Source organism: Pseudonocardia sp., assembly GCF_025465255.1.
Classification (GTDB): Bacteria; Actinomycetota; Actinomycetes; order Mycobacteriales; family Pseudonocardiaceae; genus Pseudonocardia.
Genome location: NZ_JAODNI010000090.1, coordinates 46,974 through 64,666, shown reverse-complemented (window position 1 = coordinate 64,666; position 17,693 = coordinate 46,974). Strand labels below are relative to the sequence as shown.

Below are 17,693 nucleotides of genomic sequence, written 5' to 3'. Positions count from 1 at the left end.
TCGAGGAGGGCATCGAGGGCCTGGTGCACATCTCCGAGCTGGCCGAGCGCCACGTGGAGATCCCGGAGCAGGTCGTGCAGGTCGGCGACGACGCCATGGTCAAGGTCATCGACATCGACCTGGACCGCCGCCGCATCTCGCTCTCGCTGAAGCAGGCGAACGAGGGCATGACGGTCGACACCGAGTTCGACCCGACCCGCTACGGCATGGCCGCCGAGTACGACGACCAGGGCAACTACATCTACCCCGAGGGCTTCGACGTCGAGACCGGCGACTGGCTCGAGGGCTACGACGAGGCCCGCGCCACCTGGGAGAAGCAGTACGCCGAGGCGCACGAGCGCTACGAGCAGCACATGACCCAGATCCGGAAGGCCGCCGAGGCCGAGGCCGAGGCGACCGTCGAGGGCACCGGTGCAGCGAACTACTCCTCGGAGGGCGGTGGCGCCCCCGCGGAGAGCGGTGGCTCGCTGGCCAGCGACGAGCAGCTCGCCGCGCTGCGGGAGAAGCTGTCCGGCGGGGCGTGAGCCCCGGCGGGCGCGGTGGATCGGGTGAAGGCCTGATCTCACGCTCCTGACGTTCCGCCACGGCCCCGGTGACCAGTCGGTCACCGGGGCCGTGGCATGTCCGGGCCACCCCTCGCCCGTGGCATGCCGTATCCGCCCGAAGGTCATGCCGGGTATCGATCAGGGGAACGCAGGATCACGGTTGTGCTGCATTCCGTGACCGAACGGGTGCGTCGCCTGACCTGATCATGAAGTGGCGCTTACGGTTGGTGCGTGCGGTGGGGGGCCAGCCGGCGGTCGAGCGTCGGCATGCGTGGGGTAGTCCTGGGCGTTCTCGTGCTGGTGCTGGCCGGCTGCGGGACGGCCGATGCCGACAATCCCGAGTCCCTACCGGTGCCCACCTTCAGCGAGTCCACCGGTGCCACCGAGAGCGCGGCGGGCGGCGGCGCGGAGAAGCGACTTCCGGACGACTGCGCGAGACTGCTCACCGCGGAGGACTTCGCCGCCCTGGACGCCCGACCGCTCGGGTCCGTGACCCTGCGGACGGTGCGCGGCGTGCCTCAACCGTCGGTGAACCGGACCGAGCGTGTGGCCTGCGGTTACACCGGGACGGCCGGGGGGGCCAAGGGCGGCAGGCTCCTCGACCTCAACGTCGGCCGCTACACCGACGCCGCCTCGGCGTCGAAGCAGTGGCAGCTCAACACGGCCGCCGAGCGGGACGGCTCGCCGTCGCGGGACATCATGCTGGGAAGTGCCTCGGCCGTCCTGGTCGAGCGCTCCTCGGAGACGGTGCTGGCGGTCGTCTACGGGATCGACACGCTGACGTTCATCCTGCCCGCGCCGCAACCGGTGGCCGGCAAGTCCCCCGGGGACCGGCTCGTCGACCTCGCGCTGCGGGTGCTCCCGCAGGTCGGCGCCACCCAGCCCGCCGGGCCGCCGACGACCACGCCGCCACCCGGGGCCACCCCGGCGTCGGACGGCACGCGCGCGCCCGAGCCGAGCGCCGTGGCGGCCCAGAACCGCTGAGGTCGCGCGGCGACCGCCCTGTGTAGCGTGATCGACGTGCTGCGGGTGGGGTTGACGGGCGGGATCGGATCGGGCAAGTCCACCGTCTCGCGACGGCTGGTCGAGCTCGGCGCGGTCCTCGTCGACGCGGACCGGATCGCCCGCGAGGTCGTCGCCGCCGGGACCGAGGGCCTCGCCGCCGTCGTCGAGGCGTTCGGCGAGGAGGTCGTCGGGCCCGACGGCGAGATGGACCGGCCGAGGGTCGCGTCACTGGTGTTCGGGAACTCCGAAGCCCGCAGGACGCTCAACGGGATCGTGCACCCGCTCGTCGGGAAGCGGGCCGCGGAGCTGGTCGCCGAGGCCGGGCCGGACGCCGTGGTCGTGCAGGACAGCCCGCTGCTGGTCGAGAGCGGTATCGCCGCCGCCTCGCCGCTGGTCGTGGTCGTGCACGCGGACGCCGAGGTGCGGGTGTCGCGGCTGGTCGGCAGCCGCGGGATGTCCGAGGAGGACGCCCGCGCCCGGATCGCCGCGCAGGCGACGGACGAGCAGCGCCGCGCCGCCGCGGACGTCTGGCTGGGCAACAACGGGTCCCCGGACGCGCTCACCGCCGCCGTCGACGCGCTGTGGCACGAGCGCCTGCTCCCTTTCGAGGAGAACCTCCGGCTGCGCCGGCCGACCCGGGGCGGTACCCGGCGCCTCGTGGACCCGGACCCGTCCTGGCCTGCGCAGGCGAGCCGGCTCGGGTCGCGCATCGCCGCGGCGGCGGGGGAGAAGGGCCTCGGCGTCACGCACGTCGGCCCGACCGCGGTCCCCGGCCTCCCGGCCGAGGACGTGATCGACCTGCAGCTCGCGGTCGCCTCGGTCGAGGACGCGGAGACGGTCGCGGACGCGCTGGCGGAGGCGGGCTTCCCCGCCTGCGTGCCGATCACGCAGGACGATTCCCGCCGCACGTGCCGGCACGCCTCCGCGGACCCCGGCCGCCCGGCGCTCCTGCACGTGCGGGTCCACGACTCGCCGGGTTGGCGCCAGGCCCTGCTGGTCCGGGACTGGCTGTGCGCGGACGCCGCCGGCAGGGCGGAGTTCCTGGACGCCTGGCGTACCGCGTCGGCGGAGCTCGGCGGGGAGGACGCGTCCCGCTGCGCCGGACGCACGGAAACGTGGTTCGAGACGGTGCTGCCGAGCGCGGAGCGGTGGGCGAAAGAGACCGGATGGTCCCCCGACGACTCGGCCGATGAGCCGGATCACTAGGCCGATCGAGTCAACGGCGAACCTGTAACGGGGTCCTCTCGTTCTTCGAAAGGTAGACAGGGCATCCGTGACGGCCGAGCCCGCGGTCGTACCGAGGGGGACGAACGGTGAGCGCACTGGCCGAGGACGACATCGTCGGCGGGAAGGCGGACGGCGACGCCGTGCGGCTCGCCGACGCTGCCGGACCCGCCGGTGTCGAACCGGACCACGAGGGATGGACGCCTCCGGGGACGGACCTCCGGGGGGACTTCGGGGCTCACTTCGAGGCCCACTACCCGCGACTGGTCGCGCAGCTCTTCGCGATCACGCTGGATTCCGGCGAGGCCCACGAGCTGGTCCAGGAGGCCTACTCGCGCGCTTGGCGCCGCTGGTCCGAGGTCCGCGAGGGCCCGGACCCGGCCGGCTGGGTACGCCGGGTCGCCGTCCGCTCCTCGATGCGCAGCTGGCGGCAGATGCTCTCCCGCGTCGGCCTCCGCTCGCCTCACGTGCCGGACTCCGAGACCGTGGACCCGCGCACGCGGGCCGTGCTCGGCGCCCTGGCCCGGCTCGGCGCGCCCGAACGCCGGTGCATCGTGCTCACGCACATGGCGGGGATGGCACCGACGGAGGTCGCCGCCCTGGAACGCGTGTCGGCCGGCACCGTGGCGGCCCGGCTGTCCCGGGCCCGCGGGGTCGTCGCCGAGGGTATGGCGGATGTATTACCGCAGGTGCTCGGGGTGGATCCCGACGTTCCGCCCGCCCGCGCGGAATACTCGAGCCCGTACGACCGCGGCTACGACTGGACCGACGACGAGGGGACTTCCCGGTGACCAACCCGTACGGACGGGTCTCGGACGAGCTGCGCCGGCTCGACGACGAGCTCGCGGCCGGGGTGACGCTGCCGCCGCTCGACGTCGTGCTGCGGCGCGCGGGCACGCTGACCCGCGCGAGCACCGCCGCGGCCGCCGCCGTGATCACCGTCGGCGGGCTGGGCGGGGTCACCGCGGTCGGGGTCGCCACCGCACCCGCCGCGAACGTGGTCGTCACCGCGCCCGCCGGCGAGGTCCCGGTCACCACCCCGCCCGTCACGACCACGACCACGACGCCGCCGGCGCCGGTCGCAGCGCCGCTCCCGGTGGCGGAGGAGGCCGACCCGGCGACCACGACGCGCCGCACCCCGCGCAGGACCACGACCACGCCGCCGCCGGCCGTCGCGCCCGTGGCCCCGGCGCCGGACCTCACGACGACCTCGCGGCCGACGACGACCAGGACGACCCCGCCGGTCACGAGCTCGAAGCCACCCCCCACCACCACCGAGCCGGACGACGAGGGGACGGAGGAGCCGACGCCGACCTCGTCGGCCACCGCGCTGCCGCCGTCGCCGAGCAGCCAGCCGTCGACGTCGAGCTCCGCGGACGCCTCCCTCGCCTGACCGTCAGCCGGCCGGTCGGATCCCCGATCCGGGGGCACCGCTCCACGTCAGCGCGATGCCCTCGGTCACCAGCCAGGCATCCAGGTCGTGGCCGTGGGCCGCGAGGGCGGCCACGGTCTCGTGCGTGCGGTGCATCGCGTACTCGGCCGCCGCGGCGTCGATCAGGCCGGCGCCGACCGCCTCGACGAACTCGTCGACGTCGAGCACGCGGCTCCACCGCCCGTTGCCGACCACGACGTCCAGGTAGAGGTCGGTGAGCCGCCACACCCCGCCGGGCGCGGGCTCGATCAGGGCGATGTCCAGGTAGAAGTCCTGGTCACGGTGGTGGCCGGGGTTCCAGGACCAGTCGCTCACGCAGATCCCGAGGTCCGGCAGCAACCAGGACTCGATCCAGTGCGCGCTCGCACGGCCCACGATCGCCCGGCTCATGTAGAGGCCGAACGGGGTCTCCCGGTACTCGGCGACCTCGCGGCGCAACCCCTTGTTGTCGATGTTGACGCCGGCCGGCACGTCGAAGGTCTGGATCTTCGGCGGGTGCATCTCGCCGATCCTGCCGGACTTCCCGATCGTGCGGGGAGACTCGCCCGCCGGAAACTGTCGGCGGGGACTCGTACTCTGGAACGCGTGGCATTTGCGACAGAGGTTCCCGGATCGGCGGCCCACCGGGGCGAGCAGACACAGCAGGACACCCCGCTCGCGCACTCCGAGCACCGCCCGGTGGGGGAGATCCCCCGCACCGGCGGCCGTTTCGACGTGGTCAGCGAGTTCGAGCCCGCGGGGGACCAGCCCGCAGCGATCGAGGAGCTCGAGGCCCGGATCAAACGGGGCGAGCAGGACATCGTGCTGCTCGGCGCCACCGGTACCGGCAAGTCGGCCACCACGGCCTGGCTGATCGAGAGGCTGCAGCGGCCCACGCTGGTGATGGCGCCCAACAAGACGCTCGCCGCGCAGCTGGCCAACGAGCTGCGGGACATGCTCCCGAACAACGCCGTCGAGTACTTCGTCTCGTACTACGACTACTACCAGCCCGAGGCGTACATCGCGCAGACGGACACGTACATCGAGAAGGACTCCTCGGTGAACGACGACGTCGAGCGCCTGCGGCACGCCGCCACGCAGAACCTGTTGTCCCGGCGGGACGTCGTGGTCGTCGCCTCGGTGTCCTGCATCTACGGCCTGGGCACCCCTCAGTCGTACCTGGACCGGTCCGTCGAGCTGACGGTCGGGGGCGAGGTCGAGCGGGACGCGCTGCTCCGCGCCCTGGTGGACGTGCAGTACACCCGCAACGACCTCGCGTTCGCCCGCGGCACCTTCCGGGTGCGCGGGGACACCGTGGAGATCATCCCGGCCTACGAGGAGCTGGCGATCCGCATCGAGTTCTTCGGTGACGAGATCGAAGCCCTCTACTACCTGCACCCGCTCACCGGGGACGTCGTCAAGCAGGTGGACCAGGTGCGGATCTTCCCCGCCACGCACTACGTCGCCGGTCCGGAGCGGATGGAGCGCGCGGTCCGGGACATCGAGAAGGAGCTGGAGGAACGGCTCGCCGAGCTGGAGAACCAGGGCAAGCTGCTCGAGGCCCAGCGGCTGCGCATGCGCACCCAGTACGACCTGGAGATGATCCGCCAGGTCGGGTTCTGCTCGGGCATCGAGAACTACTCCCGGCACATCGACGGCCGCGGCGCCGGCACGGCGCCCGCCACCCTGATCGACTACTTCCCGGACGACTTCCTGCTCGTCATCGACGAGTCGCACGTGACAGTCCCGCAGATCGGCGGCATGTACGAGGGGGACATGTCCCGGAAGCGGAACCTCGTCGAGTTCGGGTTCCGGCTCCCGTCGGCGGTGGACAACCGGCCGCTGACCTGGGAGGAGTTCGCGGACCGGATCGGCCAGACCATCTACCTGTCCGCCACGCCGGGGCCCTACGAGCTCTCCCGCACCGGCGGCGAGTTCGTCGAGCAGGTCATCCGGCCCACCGGCCTGGTGGACCCGGAGATCGTCGTGAAGCCCACCAAGGGCCAGATCGACGACCTGGTGGGCGAGATCCGGGAGCGCGCGGAGCGGGACGAGCGGGTGCTGGTCACCACGCTCACCAAGAAGATGGCCGAGGACCTCACGGACTACCTGCTCGAGCTGGGCATCCGGGTGCGGTACCTGCACTCGGAGGTCGACACGCTGCGCCGCGTCGAGCTGCTGCGCCAGCTCCGGCTCGGTGAGTACGACGTGCTGGTCGGCATCAACCTGCTGCGGGAGGGCCTGGACCTGCCCGAGGTCTCGCTCGTCGCGATCCTGGACGCGGACAAGGAGGGCTTCCTGCGCTCCGGCACCTCGCTGATCCAGACAATCGGCCGCGCGGCGCGCAACGTCTCCGGCCAGGTCCACATGTACGCGGACAAGATCACGGACTCGATGCGGTACGCGATCGACGAGACGGACCGCCGCCGCGCGAAGCAGGTCGCCTACAACAAGGAGAAGGGCCTCGACCCCCAGCCGCTGCGGAAGAAGATCGCGGACATCCTGGACCAGGTCTACCGGGAGGCCGAGGAGACCGAGGTCCAGATCGGTGGCTCGGGCCGCAACCAGTCCCGGGGCAAGCGGGCCGCGGGGGAGCCGGGGCGCGCCAGCGCCAGCTCGGGCATCGCGAGCGGGCAGGACACCAAGAACATGCCCCGTGCCCAGCTCGCGGACCTGATCCAGTCGATGAGCGACCAGATGCTCGCCGCGGCGCGGGACCTGCAGTTCGAGCTCGCCGCACGCCTGCGGGACGAGATCCAGGACCTGAAGAAGGAGCTGCGGGGGATGGACGCGGCGGGCATCAGCTGAGGCGCGAACGGCGGAGGAAGGTAGGCCACCCGTCCGCCCGCTGTCGGCCATTCCCACCACCCGGGCTACGGTGTGTACCGCACGACCACCACCCGATCACGTTCCGTCGCAGGAACCAGGCGAAGGACCGCGCTTGACCGTCTCCAGCACCCCGCCGGGCGCAGCCGACGCCGTCGGGCGGCTCCGGCTCCGCATCGCGTCCCCCAGGACGACGCTGCGGATCAGCATCCCGGTGCTCGCGCTGGTCCTCGCCGGGCTGCTGTTGCACACGCACGGCTACCACATCGACCTCGAGGTCTACCGGCTCGGCGTGCAGGCGTGGCTCGAGGGCGGCGACATGTACGGCTCGCTCCCGCCCACCATCAGCGGCCTGGCCCTGCCGTTCATCTACCCGGTGTTCGCGGCGATGGTGCTCACGCCGCTGGCCCTGCTGCCGTGGAGCGCGGCCTGGATCCTGCTGTTCGGTCTGTCGCTGGCCTCGCTCGCGATCACCCTGTACGTCGTCGCCGTGCGGGCGTGGCCCGCCGGCGGCCGCGGGGGAGCGCTGTCCGTCGCGTCGGTGGCGCTGCCGCTGATGCTGGTCATCGAGCCGGTGCTGGAGACGTTCGAGTTCGGCCAGGTCAACCTGATCCTGATGGCGCTGGTCGCGGTGGACTGCCTGGCGCCCCGGGCCCGCTGGCCGCGGGGCGTGCTCGTCGGCGTGGCCGCCGCCATCAAGCTGACGCCCGCCGCGTTCGTCCTCTACTTCCTGCTCCGCCGGGACTTCCGGTCCGCGATGGCCGCGGCGGTCACCGGCGTCGTCGCCACCGGGCTCGGCTTCCTCGTCGACGCGTCGGCGTCGGCGCGGTACTGGTTCGGCGGTCCCGCGTCCGGCGTCAGCGGCTCGGTCTTCTACACCAACGAGACCGTGCAGGCCGTGCTCGCGCGCCTCGGGATGACGGGCACCGCGCTGACGGCCGTCTGGTTCGTCGCGGCGCTGATCCTGCTGTTCCTGGTCGTCCCGATCGTGCGCCGGGCGGACCCGGCGATCGCGCTGTCCGCGGTCGCGGCGTTCGCCCTGGCCGTCTCGCCGACGTCCTGGTCGCACCACTGGGTCTGGGTCGCGCCGGCCCTGGTCGCGGTCGGCGCCCACGTGCTGCGGGACCGCTCCCGCGGCTGGGCCGTGGCCGGGGGCGTGCTGATCGTGGCGTTCTACGTCGCGCCGTTCCGCTGGCTCCCGAGCAACAACGGGGCCGAGCTGAGCTGGAACCCGCTGCAGCAGCTCGCCGGCGCGAGCTACGTCGTCGTCGCCGTGGCGTTGCTGGCCGTCGGCTGGTGGCACTACTCGCGGCAGGTGGAGCACACTCCCGCGTCATGACGCCGGAGGAGATCACCGCCTACGCCCTCGCCAAGCCCGGTGCGGTCGAGGACCGGCCCTGGGAGGGGGATCTCGTCGCCAAGGTCGGGGACAAGATCTTCGTTTTCCTAGGCGGCGAGGGGATCGGCGTGAAGTGCGGGCGGACATCCGACGAGGCCGCGGAGCTGCGGGAGCGGTTCCCCGGCGCCGTCACGGTCTCCCCGTACATCGGGCGCTACGGCTGGAACGTGGTCAGCCTCGACGGCACCGTGCCGGACGACGAGCTGCTCGAGCTGGTCGACGAGTCCTACGACGCGGTGGTGTCGCGGCTGCCCAAGGCCAGGCGCCCGGGCTGAGTGACCGCCCGCACGGTGTCCTGCAGCGCCTCGACGACGGCCCGCACCGCGGGCCGTTCCGCCACGCTCTCCCGCATCACCACCTCCACCACGCGCGCCGCCCGCACCCCGGCCAGCTCGCGCATGAGCAGCCGCCGGCCGCCCCGGTCGTCCGTCGACCACCGGGGGAGCAGGGCGACGCCGACGCCCGCGGCCACCAGTTCCTCGGTCACCGAGAAGTCGTTGATCCGCTGGACGATCCGCGGCCGGGTGCCGGTGAGCGTGGTCAGCGAGCGCAGCACGTCGTCGATGGGCCAGCCGACCTCGACGCTGATCCACGGCTCGTCGGCCAGCTGCTCGAGCCGCAGCCTGCGGTGCCGGGCGAGCGGGTGCCGCGGCGGGAGGGCGACGTCGAGCGGTTCGCGGACCAACGGCACGATCCGGTGCCGCGCGCTGCGCTGCGGCTCCCTGTGCTCGTCCCGGTGGGTGAGCACGACGTCGTAGTCCGCGGCCAGCGTGGGCACGGCCGACGGCGGCATGTCCACGTCCTTGACCTGGAGCTCCACCCCGTCGATCGCGCTGACCCGCTGCAGCAGCCCCGCCAGCAGCAGCCGCGCGCCGGACGGGAACAGCGCCATCCGGACGATGCCCTGGGGTGTCGTCCGGAGCCGGCCGACCGCGGCCTCGGCGCGGGCCAGCGCCGCCAGCACGTGCTCCGCCTCCCCGACGAGGGCCTGCCCGGCGGCGGTGAGCCGCAGCCCCCGGCCCGCCGGCTCGGTCAGTGGCAGGCCGACCTCGTCCGCCAGGGCCTTGAGCTGCTGCGAGATCGCGGACGGGGTGAACGAGAGGGCCGCGGCGACCGCCGTCACGGAGCCCCTGTCGGCCAGCTCACAGAGCACCCGCAGGCGCTGGACGTCCATGAAGCCACTCTAAACAGTCCCTTCATTTCCTATCGCTGGTCTTTCAGGACGGGAGGACGGACGGTGGAGCGGTGACCACCCGCGACCGCCTGCTCGCCGTCCTCGTGGCCGCCCTCTGGGGCGGCAACTTCCTCGCCATCCACGTCGGCCTCGAGCACTTCCCGCCGCTGTTCCTCGCAGGGCTGCGGATGCTCGTCATCGCGGTCCCGGCGCTGCTGTTCGTGCCGCGGCCGCAGGTGCCCGTCCGCTGGCTGCTCGGCTACGGCCTCGGCTTCGGGACGGTCCAGTTCGTCTTCCTGTTCGTCGCGATGGACGTCGGGATGCCGACCGGTCTCGCCTCGCTGGTGCTGCAGGCCTCCGCGCCGTTCACCGTGCTGCTCGGGGCCGTCCTGCTGCGGGAGCGGATGTCGGCGCGGCAGGCGGCCGGGATCGGGCTGGCCGTCCTGGGCCTCGCGGTGATCGCCGTCGCGCGGGCCCAGAGCGCCGCGGTGCTGCCGGTGCTCCTGACCCTCTGCGGGGCGCTGGGCTGGGCCTTCGGCAACCTCTGCAGCCGTCTCGCGGCCCCGCTGAAGCCCCTGCACCTGACGCTCTGGATGTGCGTCGTCCCGCCGGTCCCGCTGTTCGCGATGTCCGCGCTCACCGAGGGCCCGACCGCGGGGCTGGACTCGCTGTGGGCCTCCTTCGCCCTCGACGGGCTGCCCGGGCTGGGCGCCGTCGTCTACCTGTCGGTGTTCGCGACGGTCGTCGGCTCGGGCATCTGGACGTGGCTGCTGCAGCGGTACCCGGCCGGCGTCGTCGCGCCGTACTCGCTGTTGGTGCCGGTGGTCGGGATCGCGCTGGCCGCGATCGTGCTGGGGGAGCGGCCGAGTGTCGTCGAGCTCGTGGCGGCGGTGGTGATCGTCGGCGGGGTCATGTTCGGGACGCCGCGGCCCGCCAGGGCCACCCCGGACGAGGTCGTGGGGACCGAGGAGGAGGCGCCCGCGGCCGCGGCCTGACCGGCGGAGGGCCGAACGCCGTCCCGGCGACTATGGTGTGGCTCACGTCCCGGCGTCGCCGTCGTGCCGGGACGGTCGGGAGGATCTGGTGGAGGAAGGCGTCTGCGCGGTCCGGCCCGGGACCGACGTCGGCCGGCACGCCCGCATGCTGGCCCAGGTGCATGACGCGGTGCTCTCCGGGGACACGCCACCCGCGCACCTCCGCCGGCTCGTCGCGCGCTCCTGGACCCGGGCCCGGGCGCAGGGAGTCGACCCCGAACACGGGGAACCGGCCGGCCCGCTCGGGCCGGACGAGATCGAGCGGCGCCGCGTCGGGTCCCCGCTGCAGCGCGTGCTGCCCGAGCTCCGGTCGTCGCTGACGTCGGTCGCCGAGGACGCCCGGCACGTCATGGTCGTCACCGACGCGGACGGCGTGCTGCTGTGGCGCGAGGGCTCCAACCGCGTCCGGCACCGTGCGGACGCGCTGGGCTTCACCGAGGGCGTCGACTGGTCCGAGGCCTCCGTCGGCACCAACGCGATCGGCATCGCCCTGGCCGAGGACGCCCCGGTGCAGGTCTTCGCGGCCGAGCACTTCGTGCGCAGCCACCACGTCTGGACCTGCACGGCGTGCCCCGTGCACGATCCGCGGACCGGCGAGCTGCTCGGCGTCGTCGACGTCAGCGGGCCGGCCGAGACCATCCACCCGACGACCGTCGCCCTCGTCGGGACCGCGGTGAAGCTCGCCGAGGCGAGCCTCTGGCGCCAGCACGAGAGCAGGCTCGAGACCCTCCGCGGGGTCGCCGCACCGCTGCTCTCCGGCCTGCGTGGGGGCGCCGGGCTCGTCGTCGACGACCACGGCTGGGTCGCCGCCGTCACCGGCATGCCGAGCATCGAGCGGGTCGCGGTACCGCGGGCGGACCTGCCGCTGGCGGTGCACGGCGTGGGCGTCTGCGTGCCCGAGCCCGTGCCCGGGGGCTGGCTGCTCCGGCTCGCGGACACCCGGACGTTGTCGCTCGGCCTGGACCTCGCCGCCCGGCCGCCGCGCGCGATCGTCGGCGGCTCGACGCGCTGGGTGCACCCGCTGTCGACGCGGCACGCCGAGCTGCTGGTCCTGCTGGCGCACGCCGGTGCGACCGGGCTGGACGCGGCCGCCCTGTCCGTCGCGCTCTACGGGGACCGCGAGCACCTGGTGACCGTCCGGGCCGAGATGTCCCGGCTGCGCCGCTCGCTGGGCGGGCTGCTGCTGGCGCGGCCGTACCGGATCGCGCCGGAGGTCGAGGTCGAGATGCCGGACCCCGGGGAGGTCGCGCTGCTGCGGGAGTCGAGCGCGCCGGGGATCCGCGGGCTCGCGACCCTGCGCCGGTAGCGCGTGCAACCCCGCTGCAACCCTGGCGCCGCCGCGCTCCGGAGGTTGGACTGAGGATCGCGTGACGCCGCAGTCGCGCCGTCCCAGGAGGTCTGATGAGAGCAGCGCGGTTCCACGGTCCCGGCGACATCCGCATCGACGACGTACCGGACCCCCAGGTCCAGCCCGGCCAGGTCGAGGTCTCGGTCGACTGGTGCGGCATCTGCGGCACCGACCTGCACGAGTTCCTCGAAGGCCCGATCTTCATCCCGCCGAAGGGTGCGCCGCACCCGCTCACCGGCGTCGAGATGCCTGTCGTGCTCGGTCACGAGTTCGCCGGGGTGGTCTCGGCGGTGGGTCCGGGCGTCACCGGGATCTCCGAGGGCGACCGGGTGGCCGTCGAGCCCTACTGGGTGTGCGGCAAGTGCCCCGCCTGCGAGGCCGGCCGCTACAACATCTGCCGCAGCCTCGGCTTCGTCGGGCTGTCCGGGGACCAGGGCGGGTTCGCGGAGCGCTGTGTCGTCGACCAGCGCTGGATCCACCCGCTCGGCGACCTGCCGACGGACCTCGGCGCGCTCGTCGAGCCGCTGGCCGTCGGGTACCACGCGGTCCGGCTGTCCGGGATCCGCGAGGGCGGCACCGCGGCGGTGTTCGGCGCCGGCCCCATCGGGCTGGTGACGGCCGCGGCGTTGCGGGCCGCGGGGGCAGGGAAGGTGATCGTCGTCGAGCCTGCGGCCGCACGGAAGACGAAGGCGGCGGGCGCGGGCGCGGACGCCGTCATCGACCCGACCGTCGACGACGCCCCGGACGCGATCCGCGACCTGACGAACGGCGTGGGCGCGGACGTCGCGTTCGAGTGTGCCGGGATCGACGCCGTGCTGGCCTCCGCGATCGGGTCCGTGCGCCCCGGGGGCACCGTCTGCAACGTCGCGATCTGGGGCCACGTGCCGTCCGTCGCCGTGAACGACCTGGTGATGAGCGAGATCAACCTGATCGGGTCGCTCGCCTACTGCGGCGACCACCCGGACGTCGTCGCGCTGCTGCAGGACGGGAAGGTCGACGCCGAGCAGTTCATCACCGGCCGGATCGGGCTCGACGACCTGGTGTCCGGCGGGTTCCGCGAGCTGATCGACAACAAGGAGGAGAACGTGAAGATCCTCGTCTCCCCGAAGGAGGTCCTGGGATGAGCACCGCGATCGTGACGGGCGGCGGCCGCGGGATCGGCCGGGGCATCGCGCTCCGGCTGGCGAAGGACGGGCACGCCGTCGCGGTCGTCGACGTGAACAAGGCGGGAGCGGAGGCGGTCGCCGCGGAGATCGCCGGGGCCGGAGGGAGGAGCACGGCCGTGGCGTGCGACGTCACGGACCGCGCCGCGGTGTTCACCATGGTCGACCAGGTGGCGGGCGAGCTCGGCAGCGTGGACGTCATGGTCAACAACGCCGGGATCGCGCAGGTCAAGACGCTGCTCGAGGTGACACCCGAGGACCTCGAGGCGATCTTCGCCGTCAACGTGTACGGCGTCCTCTACGGGCTGCAGGCCGCCGCGGAGCGCATGATCGAGCAGGACACGGGTGGCAAGATCATCAACGCGTCGTCGATCGCGGGGCACTCGGGCTTCGATTTCCTCGGCCACTACTCGGCGACGAAGTTCGCGGTTCGCGCCCTCACCCAGGCGGCGGCGAAGGAGCTCGCGAAGCACCGGATCACGGTCAACGCGTACTGCCCCGGCATCGTCGGCACCGACATGTGGGACCTGATCGACGAGCGGATGTCCGCCTACAACGGCAACGCCAAGGGCGAGACCCTGGAGCAGTACTCCCAGCTGATCGCGCTGGGGCGGGTCCAGACCCCGGAGGACGTGGCCGGCTTCGTCAGCTACCTGGCCGGCCGCGACGCGGACTACATGACGGGCCAGGCGGTGATGATCGACGGGGGCATCGTGATGGTGTAACCGGGGGCGCGGGTCAGCTGGTGACGTCCTTGCGCTGGAAGCGGAAGGCGGCCGCCGCGAAGAAGATCGCGGCGAACGCCACGGAGGAGAAGACGCCGCGGATCATGTCGCCCCAGTCGACCTGGGTGGCGAGGAGGTTCGACCACGCCGTGGCGTAGTGCGTCGGGAGGTAGTTCCGCAGGTCCTCCAGGGCCGTGATCTGGTCCAGGATCTGCGAGACGATCGACGCCATCACCGCGCCGCCGACCGCGCCCAGCGGCGCGTCCGTGACCACCGAGAGCAGCAGGCCCAGCGCCGCCACCCACAGCAGGCTCAGCGCCACGTAGATCCCCGCCAGCAGCACCCGGCCGGCGGCGGCCCCGTACGTCAGGGACTCGCCGGTCGGGCTGACCAGGTCTCCCGTGCCGTAGGCGAGCGTCCCGACGATCAGTGCCACGATCGGCAGCAGGAGCAGCGCCGCGAGCGACAGGAAACCCGCGACGATCGCCTTCTGCCGCAGCAACCGGGCCCGCGGCACGGGCGCCGCGAGCAGGTACCGCAGCGACGACCAGGACGCCTCGGACGCCACCGTGTCCCCGAAGAACAGGGCCACGACCACCACCAGCAGGAACCCCGCGGAGGCGAAGAGCGCGAAGACGGCGAAGTTCGTGCCGCTGCCCTTCGCCAGGTCGACGAGGTTCAGCGAGGTCCCGGGGGAGTCGTCGCTGCTGAGCTGGAACGCGATCCACAGGATGATCGGCAGCAGCGCGACCAGCCCGAACGCCACCTGGGTGCGGCGGCGCTTGAGCTGGCGGACCAGCTCGACGCGCAGCGGCAGGGTGTGGCCGGGGCGGTACGGCGTCGGGACGGACCCGTCGGCCGCCAGCGACCCGACGTGTCCCTTCCGGGTGGAAGGTGCCTCGGTCATGGTGTTCCGCCTTTCGTGTCGACGGTCTCTCCGACGAGCTGCAGGAAGGCGTCCTCGAGCCGGCGCCGGGGCCCGGCGGACTCCACCGAGACCCCCGCGCTGACCAGCGCCTGCACCGCCGACGCCCGCGGGGTTCCGTTGAGCTCCGCGTGCACCGACCGGCCCTCGACGGCGACGTCGCGCACCCCGGCGAGCGCGCCGAGCACCTCGGCGGCCCGGTCCGGCTCGTCGACCCCGAACGTCGCGGCCCCGCCCCCGGCGATGATCTCCTCGACCGTCCCGTCGGCCACGACCCTGCCCTGGTGCATGACGACGACGTGGTCGCACGTCTGCTCGACCTCGGCGAGCAGGTGGCTGGAGACCAGCACGGTCCGGCCGCCGGCGGCGTAGCGGCGCAGGACCTCGCGCATCGCGTGGATCTGGGGCGGGTCGAGCCCGTTCGTGGGTTCGTCGAGCACCATCAGCTCCGGCAGGCCGAGCATCGCCTGGGCGATCGCGAGCCGCTGCCGCATGCCCTGGGAGTACGTGCCGACCCGCCGCTCGACGGATGCGCCGAGCCCGGCGATCTCCAGCGCGTCGTCGAGGTGCGCCTCCGCCACCGGACGACCGGTGGCCGCCCAGTAGAGCCGCAGGTTGTCCGCGCCGGAGAGGTGCGGCAGGAAACCGGGCCCCTCGACGAACGCGCCGATCCGGGCCAGCACCGGGGCACCGGGCCCGACGGGCTCGCCGAACGCGCGGATGGTGCCCGCGGTCGGGCGGATGAGGCCCATGAGCATGCGCAGCACCGTCGTCTTGCCGGCGCCGTTCGGGCCGAGCAGCCCGAGCACCTGGCCGGGCCGCACGGTGAACGACACGTCCTTGACCGCGCTGAACCCGCCCTTGTACGTCTTCGCGAGGCCGGTGATCTCCAGCGGCGGGGCGTTCCCGGCGCCGGCGCTCGGGACGTCCGCCCGGCGCCGCCGGATCCGCGCGACGATCCACGCGAGCAGCCCCAGCAGCAGCACCACACCGATCCCGATCAAGGGCGCGAGCGGCACCGTGTTCGCGGTCACCGAACGGCCCGGCACGACCGGGATGTCGAGCCGGGCGCCATCGGCCAGGCCGACCTGCCACACCGCGGGCTCGGGCGGCGAGGCGAAGCCCTGGTCCGTGGTCGCGACGGACACGACGAGCCGGTTGCCCGCCTCGATCGGCGCGACGACGCCGGGCAGGGTCACCGAGACCCGCGCGGCCGAGCCGTCGCCCGGGACCGGCACCCGGATCGGCGCGACGGCGCTGCCCAGCAGCTGGCGCAGCCCGTCCGGGCTGACCTCGTAGGTCCGCGCGAAGAGGACCGCCTCGTCGCCCGCGGGCTGACCGGGCACCCGGGAGACCGTGAGGCCGACGCGCGGGGCGCCGGCCACCACGACCTGCTGGTCCAGCGGGGCGGCGGGGAACGACGCGGACTGGCCGGGCAGGTCGGAGGTGAACGACGACAGCTGGCCGGCGAGGTTGCCGAGCGACCCGCCCAGGCCCGGCAGCGACGTGATCGCCGACGGGTTCCCGCCGGCCGGGTTCACGACGGCCTGGGGCCCGCCGTCGAGCGGCAGCGCCTGCGTGGCGACGGCCGGGGCCCCGGGCAGTCCCGGGTAGGCGTCCGCGACGACCGTCCGCCCGGTCGAGGTGTTGCGCCCGGCCCGGACACCGCTCTCGATGTCGTAGGTGAACGTCGTCTCCGTGGTGGTGAGGGAGTCCGCGTCGACCGTGTCGGTGTCCCCGCGCAGGTAGCGGTCGAACCACGCGCCGATCTGGTCCCGGACCGCCTGGTCCGGGGCACCGCCGTCGTGGCCGCCCGAGTACCAGCTGACCTTGACCGTGCCCCCGGCCGCGGCGATCTGCCGGGCGTTGGCGTCCGCCTGGTCCAGGCCGAAGAGGGTGTCCCGCTCACCCTGCACGAGCAGGGTGGGCTGGGTGATCCGGTCCGTCACGCTGACCGGCGACGAGCGGCGCAGCAGGTCCGTGGTGGCGGGGGAGAGGCGGCCGGTGGTGGCGGCCTCGGTGTAGGCGGCGCAGACCTGGTCGGTGAACTTCCCGCAGTTCAGCGGCGCGCCGGCCTGCGCGGCCGCGGCGGCAGGAACGCCGGCTCCGCCCCCGCGTGCCGGCACGGCGGCCGCAGTGCTGCTGCTGGAACCACTCGCGCCGGCGGAGGGCGTCCCGCCGTCCGCGCCGCCCCCGCCCGACCCACCACTCGAGCCGGAGGAGAAGAACACGCCCGCCCAGCCCCGCTTGAACACCCCGTCCGCGCCGAACGTGCCGCGCGCGGGGGTGTCGACGGGCTGGTCGGTGGCGCTGCCCGCGGCCGGGAACAGCGCCTGGGACAGGTCGTTCCAGGTGATCACGGGAGCCAGGGCGTCGACCCGCGGGTCGTAGCCGGCGAGCAGCAGGGAGAGAGCGCCGCCGTAGGAGGCGCCGGTCACGCCGACCCGCGGGTCACCGGGGCCGTCCTGCTGCACCTCGGGGCGTGTGGCCAGCCAGTCGACGAGCTGCTGCGCGTCGGCGACCTCGTAGTCCGGGGAGTCCAGGGCGATCTGCCCGCCGCTCTTCCCGAACCCGCGCGCGGACCAGGTCAGGGCGACGTAGCCGCGCCCGGCGAGCTCGCGGGCGTCGGCGTCGACGGAGGCCTTGCTCCCCCCGAACCCGTGCGCGACCAGCACCGCCGGGGCGGGCGTCGTCGCGGGCAGGTAGAGCGTGGTGTCCAGGCCGACCGGCGCCGGGACTCCGGGGCCGCCGCGCACCTCGATCGTCTGCTCGGCCGTGGTCACCGAGCCCGCGTCGGCGGCCAGCGCCGTCCCGGGGGCGACGAGGAACGAGCCCGCGACGAGCACGAGGGCGAGCAGGGGTGGGCCGAGCGCACGCAGGCGCGTCGGCCGGCGGAGGCGGGCCACGCCGACGA

Annotated in this window: 16 protein-coding genes; 12 read left to right on the top strand and 4 right to left on the bottom strand. The window is 73.6% G+C overall.

Translation table 11 applies throughout. The features are described from left to right. The 5 genes from JWP64_RS09730 to JWP64_RS09710 all read left to right on the top strand — a co-directional run. The coding region (locus tag JWP64_RS09730) for a S1 RNA-binding domain-containing protein (protein ID WP_297494875.1) at positions 1-524 on the top strand (524 nt) is incomplete at its 5' end. Positions 525-812: 288 nt separating this feature from the next. Then, positions 813-1,529: a hypothetical protein gene (locus JWP64_RS09725; RefSeq protein ID WP_297494872.1), complete on the top strand. Its 717-nt coding sequence runs from the start codon at positions 813-815 to the stop codon at positions 1,527-1,529. Between the two features lie 27 nt (positions 1,530-1,556). Then, on the top strand, positions 1,557-2,756 hold the full coding sequence (coaE, locus tag JWP64_RS09720) for a dephospho-CoA kinase (protein WP_366889674.1): 1,200 nt from the start codon (positions 1,557-1,559) through the stop codon (positions 2,754-2,756). Positions 2,757-2,863: 107 nt separating this feature from the next. Further along, on the top strand, positions 2,864-3,565 hold the full coding sequence (locus JWP64_RS09715) for a sigma-70 family RNA polymerase sigma factor (RefSeq protein ID WP_297494869.1): 702 nt from the start codon (positions 2,864-2,866) through the stop codon (positions 3,563-3,565). Then, positions 3,562-4,167 carry a hypothetical protein gene (locus JWP64_RS09710; RefSeq protein WP_297494866.1) on the top strand — a complete coding sequence of 202 codons (606 nt, stop codon included), beginning with the start codon at positions 3,562-3,564 and terminating at the stop codon, positions 4,165-4,167. The genes JWP64_RS09715 and JWP64_RS09710 overlap by 4 nt, the downstream gene beginning before the upstream one ends. Before the next feature lie 3 nt (positions 4,168-4,170). Here the strand turns inward: JWP64_RS09710 and JWP64_RS09705 are convergent, their stop codons facing one another. After that, the gene (locus JWP64_RS09705) at positions 4,171-4,707 is read right to left on the bottom strand and encodes a DUF402 domain-containing protein (protein WP_297494863.1); all 537 of its coding nucleotides are present in this window, start codon (positions 4,705-4,707) and stop codon (positions 4,171-4,173) included. Between the two features lie 177 nt (positions 4,708-4,884). Between JWP64_RS09705 and uvrB the strand changes: the two genes are divergently transcribed. From uvrB to JWP64_RS09690, 3 genes are all read left to right on the top strand, one after another. Next, positions 4,885-6,993, top strand: a complete 2,109-nt coding sequence (gene uvrB / locus JWP64_RS09700) for an excinuclease ABC subunit UvrB (protein ID WP_297494884.1) — start codon at positions 4,885-4,887, stop codon at positions 6,991-6,993. Between the two features lie 133 nt (positions 6,994-7,126). Then, on the top strand, positions 7,127-8,350 hold the full coding sequence (locus JWP64_RS09695; RefSeq protein ID WP_297494860.1) for a glycosyltransferase 87 family protein: 1,224 nt from the start codon (positions 7,127-7,129) through the stop codon (positions 8,348-8,350). After that, complete coding sequence (locus JWP64_RS09690; RefSeq protein ID WP_297494857.1) at positions 8,347-8,685, top strand: MmcQ/YjbR family DNA-binding protein; 339 nt, start codon at positions 8,347-8,349, stop codon at positions 8,683-8,685. Before JWP64_RS09695 ends, JWP64_RS09690 begins: the two co-directional genes overlap by 4 nt. On the opposite strand, the gene JWP64_RS09685 is transcribed toward JWP64_RS09690, so the two are convergent. Further along, positions 8,637-9,584 (bottom strand): LysR family transcriptional regulator, encoded by a 948-nt coding sequence (locus JWP64_RS09685; RefSeq protein WP_297494855.1) that lies wholly within the window; start codon positions 9,582-9,584, stop codon positions 8,637-8,639. The two genes, JWP64_RS09690 and JWP64_RS09685, sit on opposite strands and share 49 nt — an antisense overlap. Before the next feature lie 71 nt (positions 9,585-9,655). Here JWP64_RS09685 and JWP64_RS09680 point away from each other — a divergent pair, with 71 nt between their 5' ends. The 4 genes from JWP64_RS09680 (at position 9,656) to JWP64_RS09665 (ending at position 13,854) form a co-directional block, all read left to right on the top strand. Beyond that, positions 9,656-10,579: an EamA family transporter gene (locus JWP64_RS09680; protein ID WP_297494851.1), complete on the top strand. Its 924-nt coding sequence runs from the start codon at positions 9,656-9,658 to the stop codon at positions 10,577-10,579. A gap of 88 nt (positions 10,580-10,667) precedes the next feature. Then, a complete protein-coding gene (locus JWP64_RS09675; RefSeq protein WP_297494849.1) occupies positions 10,668-11,924 on the top strand; it encodes a GAF domain-containing protein in 1,257 nt (418 codons plus the stop codon). Positions 11,925-12,019: 95 nt separating this feature from the next. Beyond that, positions 12,020-13,090, top strand: a complete 1,071-nt coding sequence (locus JWP64_RS09670; protein WP_297494847.1) for a 2,3-butanediol dehydrogenase — start codon at positions 12,020-12,022, stop codon at positions 13,088-13,090. Continuing rightward, complete coding sequence (locus JWP64_RS09665; RefSeq protein ID WP_297494845.1) at positions 13,087-13,854, top strand: acetoin reductase; 768 nt, start codon at positions 13,087-13,089, stop codon at positions 13,852-13,854. Before JWP64_RS09670 ends, JWP64_RS09665 begins: the two co-directional genes overlap by 4 nt. Positions 13,855-13,867: 13 nt before the next feature. On the opposite strand, the gene JWP64_RS09660 is transcribed toward JWP64_RS09665, so the two are convergent. Both JWP64_RS09660 and JWP64_RS09655 read right to left on the bottom strand, forming a co-directional pair. Next, complete coding sequence (locus JWP64_RS09660) at positions 13,868-14,761, bottom strand: ABC transporter permease subunit (RefSeq protein ID WP_297494842.1); 894 nt, start codon at positions 14,759-14,761, stop codon at positions 13,868-13,870. After that, a complete protein-coding gene (locus JWP64_RS09655) occupies positions 14,758-17,685 on the bottom strand; it encodes an alpha/beta fold hydrolase (protein ID WP_297494839.1) in 2,928 nt (975 codons plus the stop codon). Before JWP64_RS09655 ends, JWP64_RS09660 begins: the two co-directional genes overlap by 4 nt. Positions 17,686-17,693 lie beyond the last annotated feature (8 nt).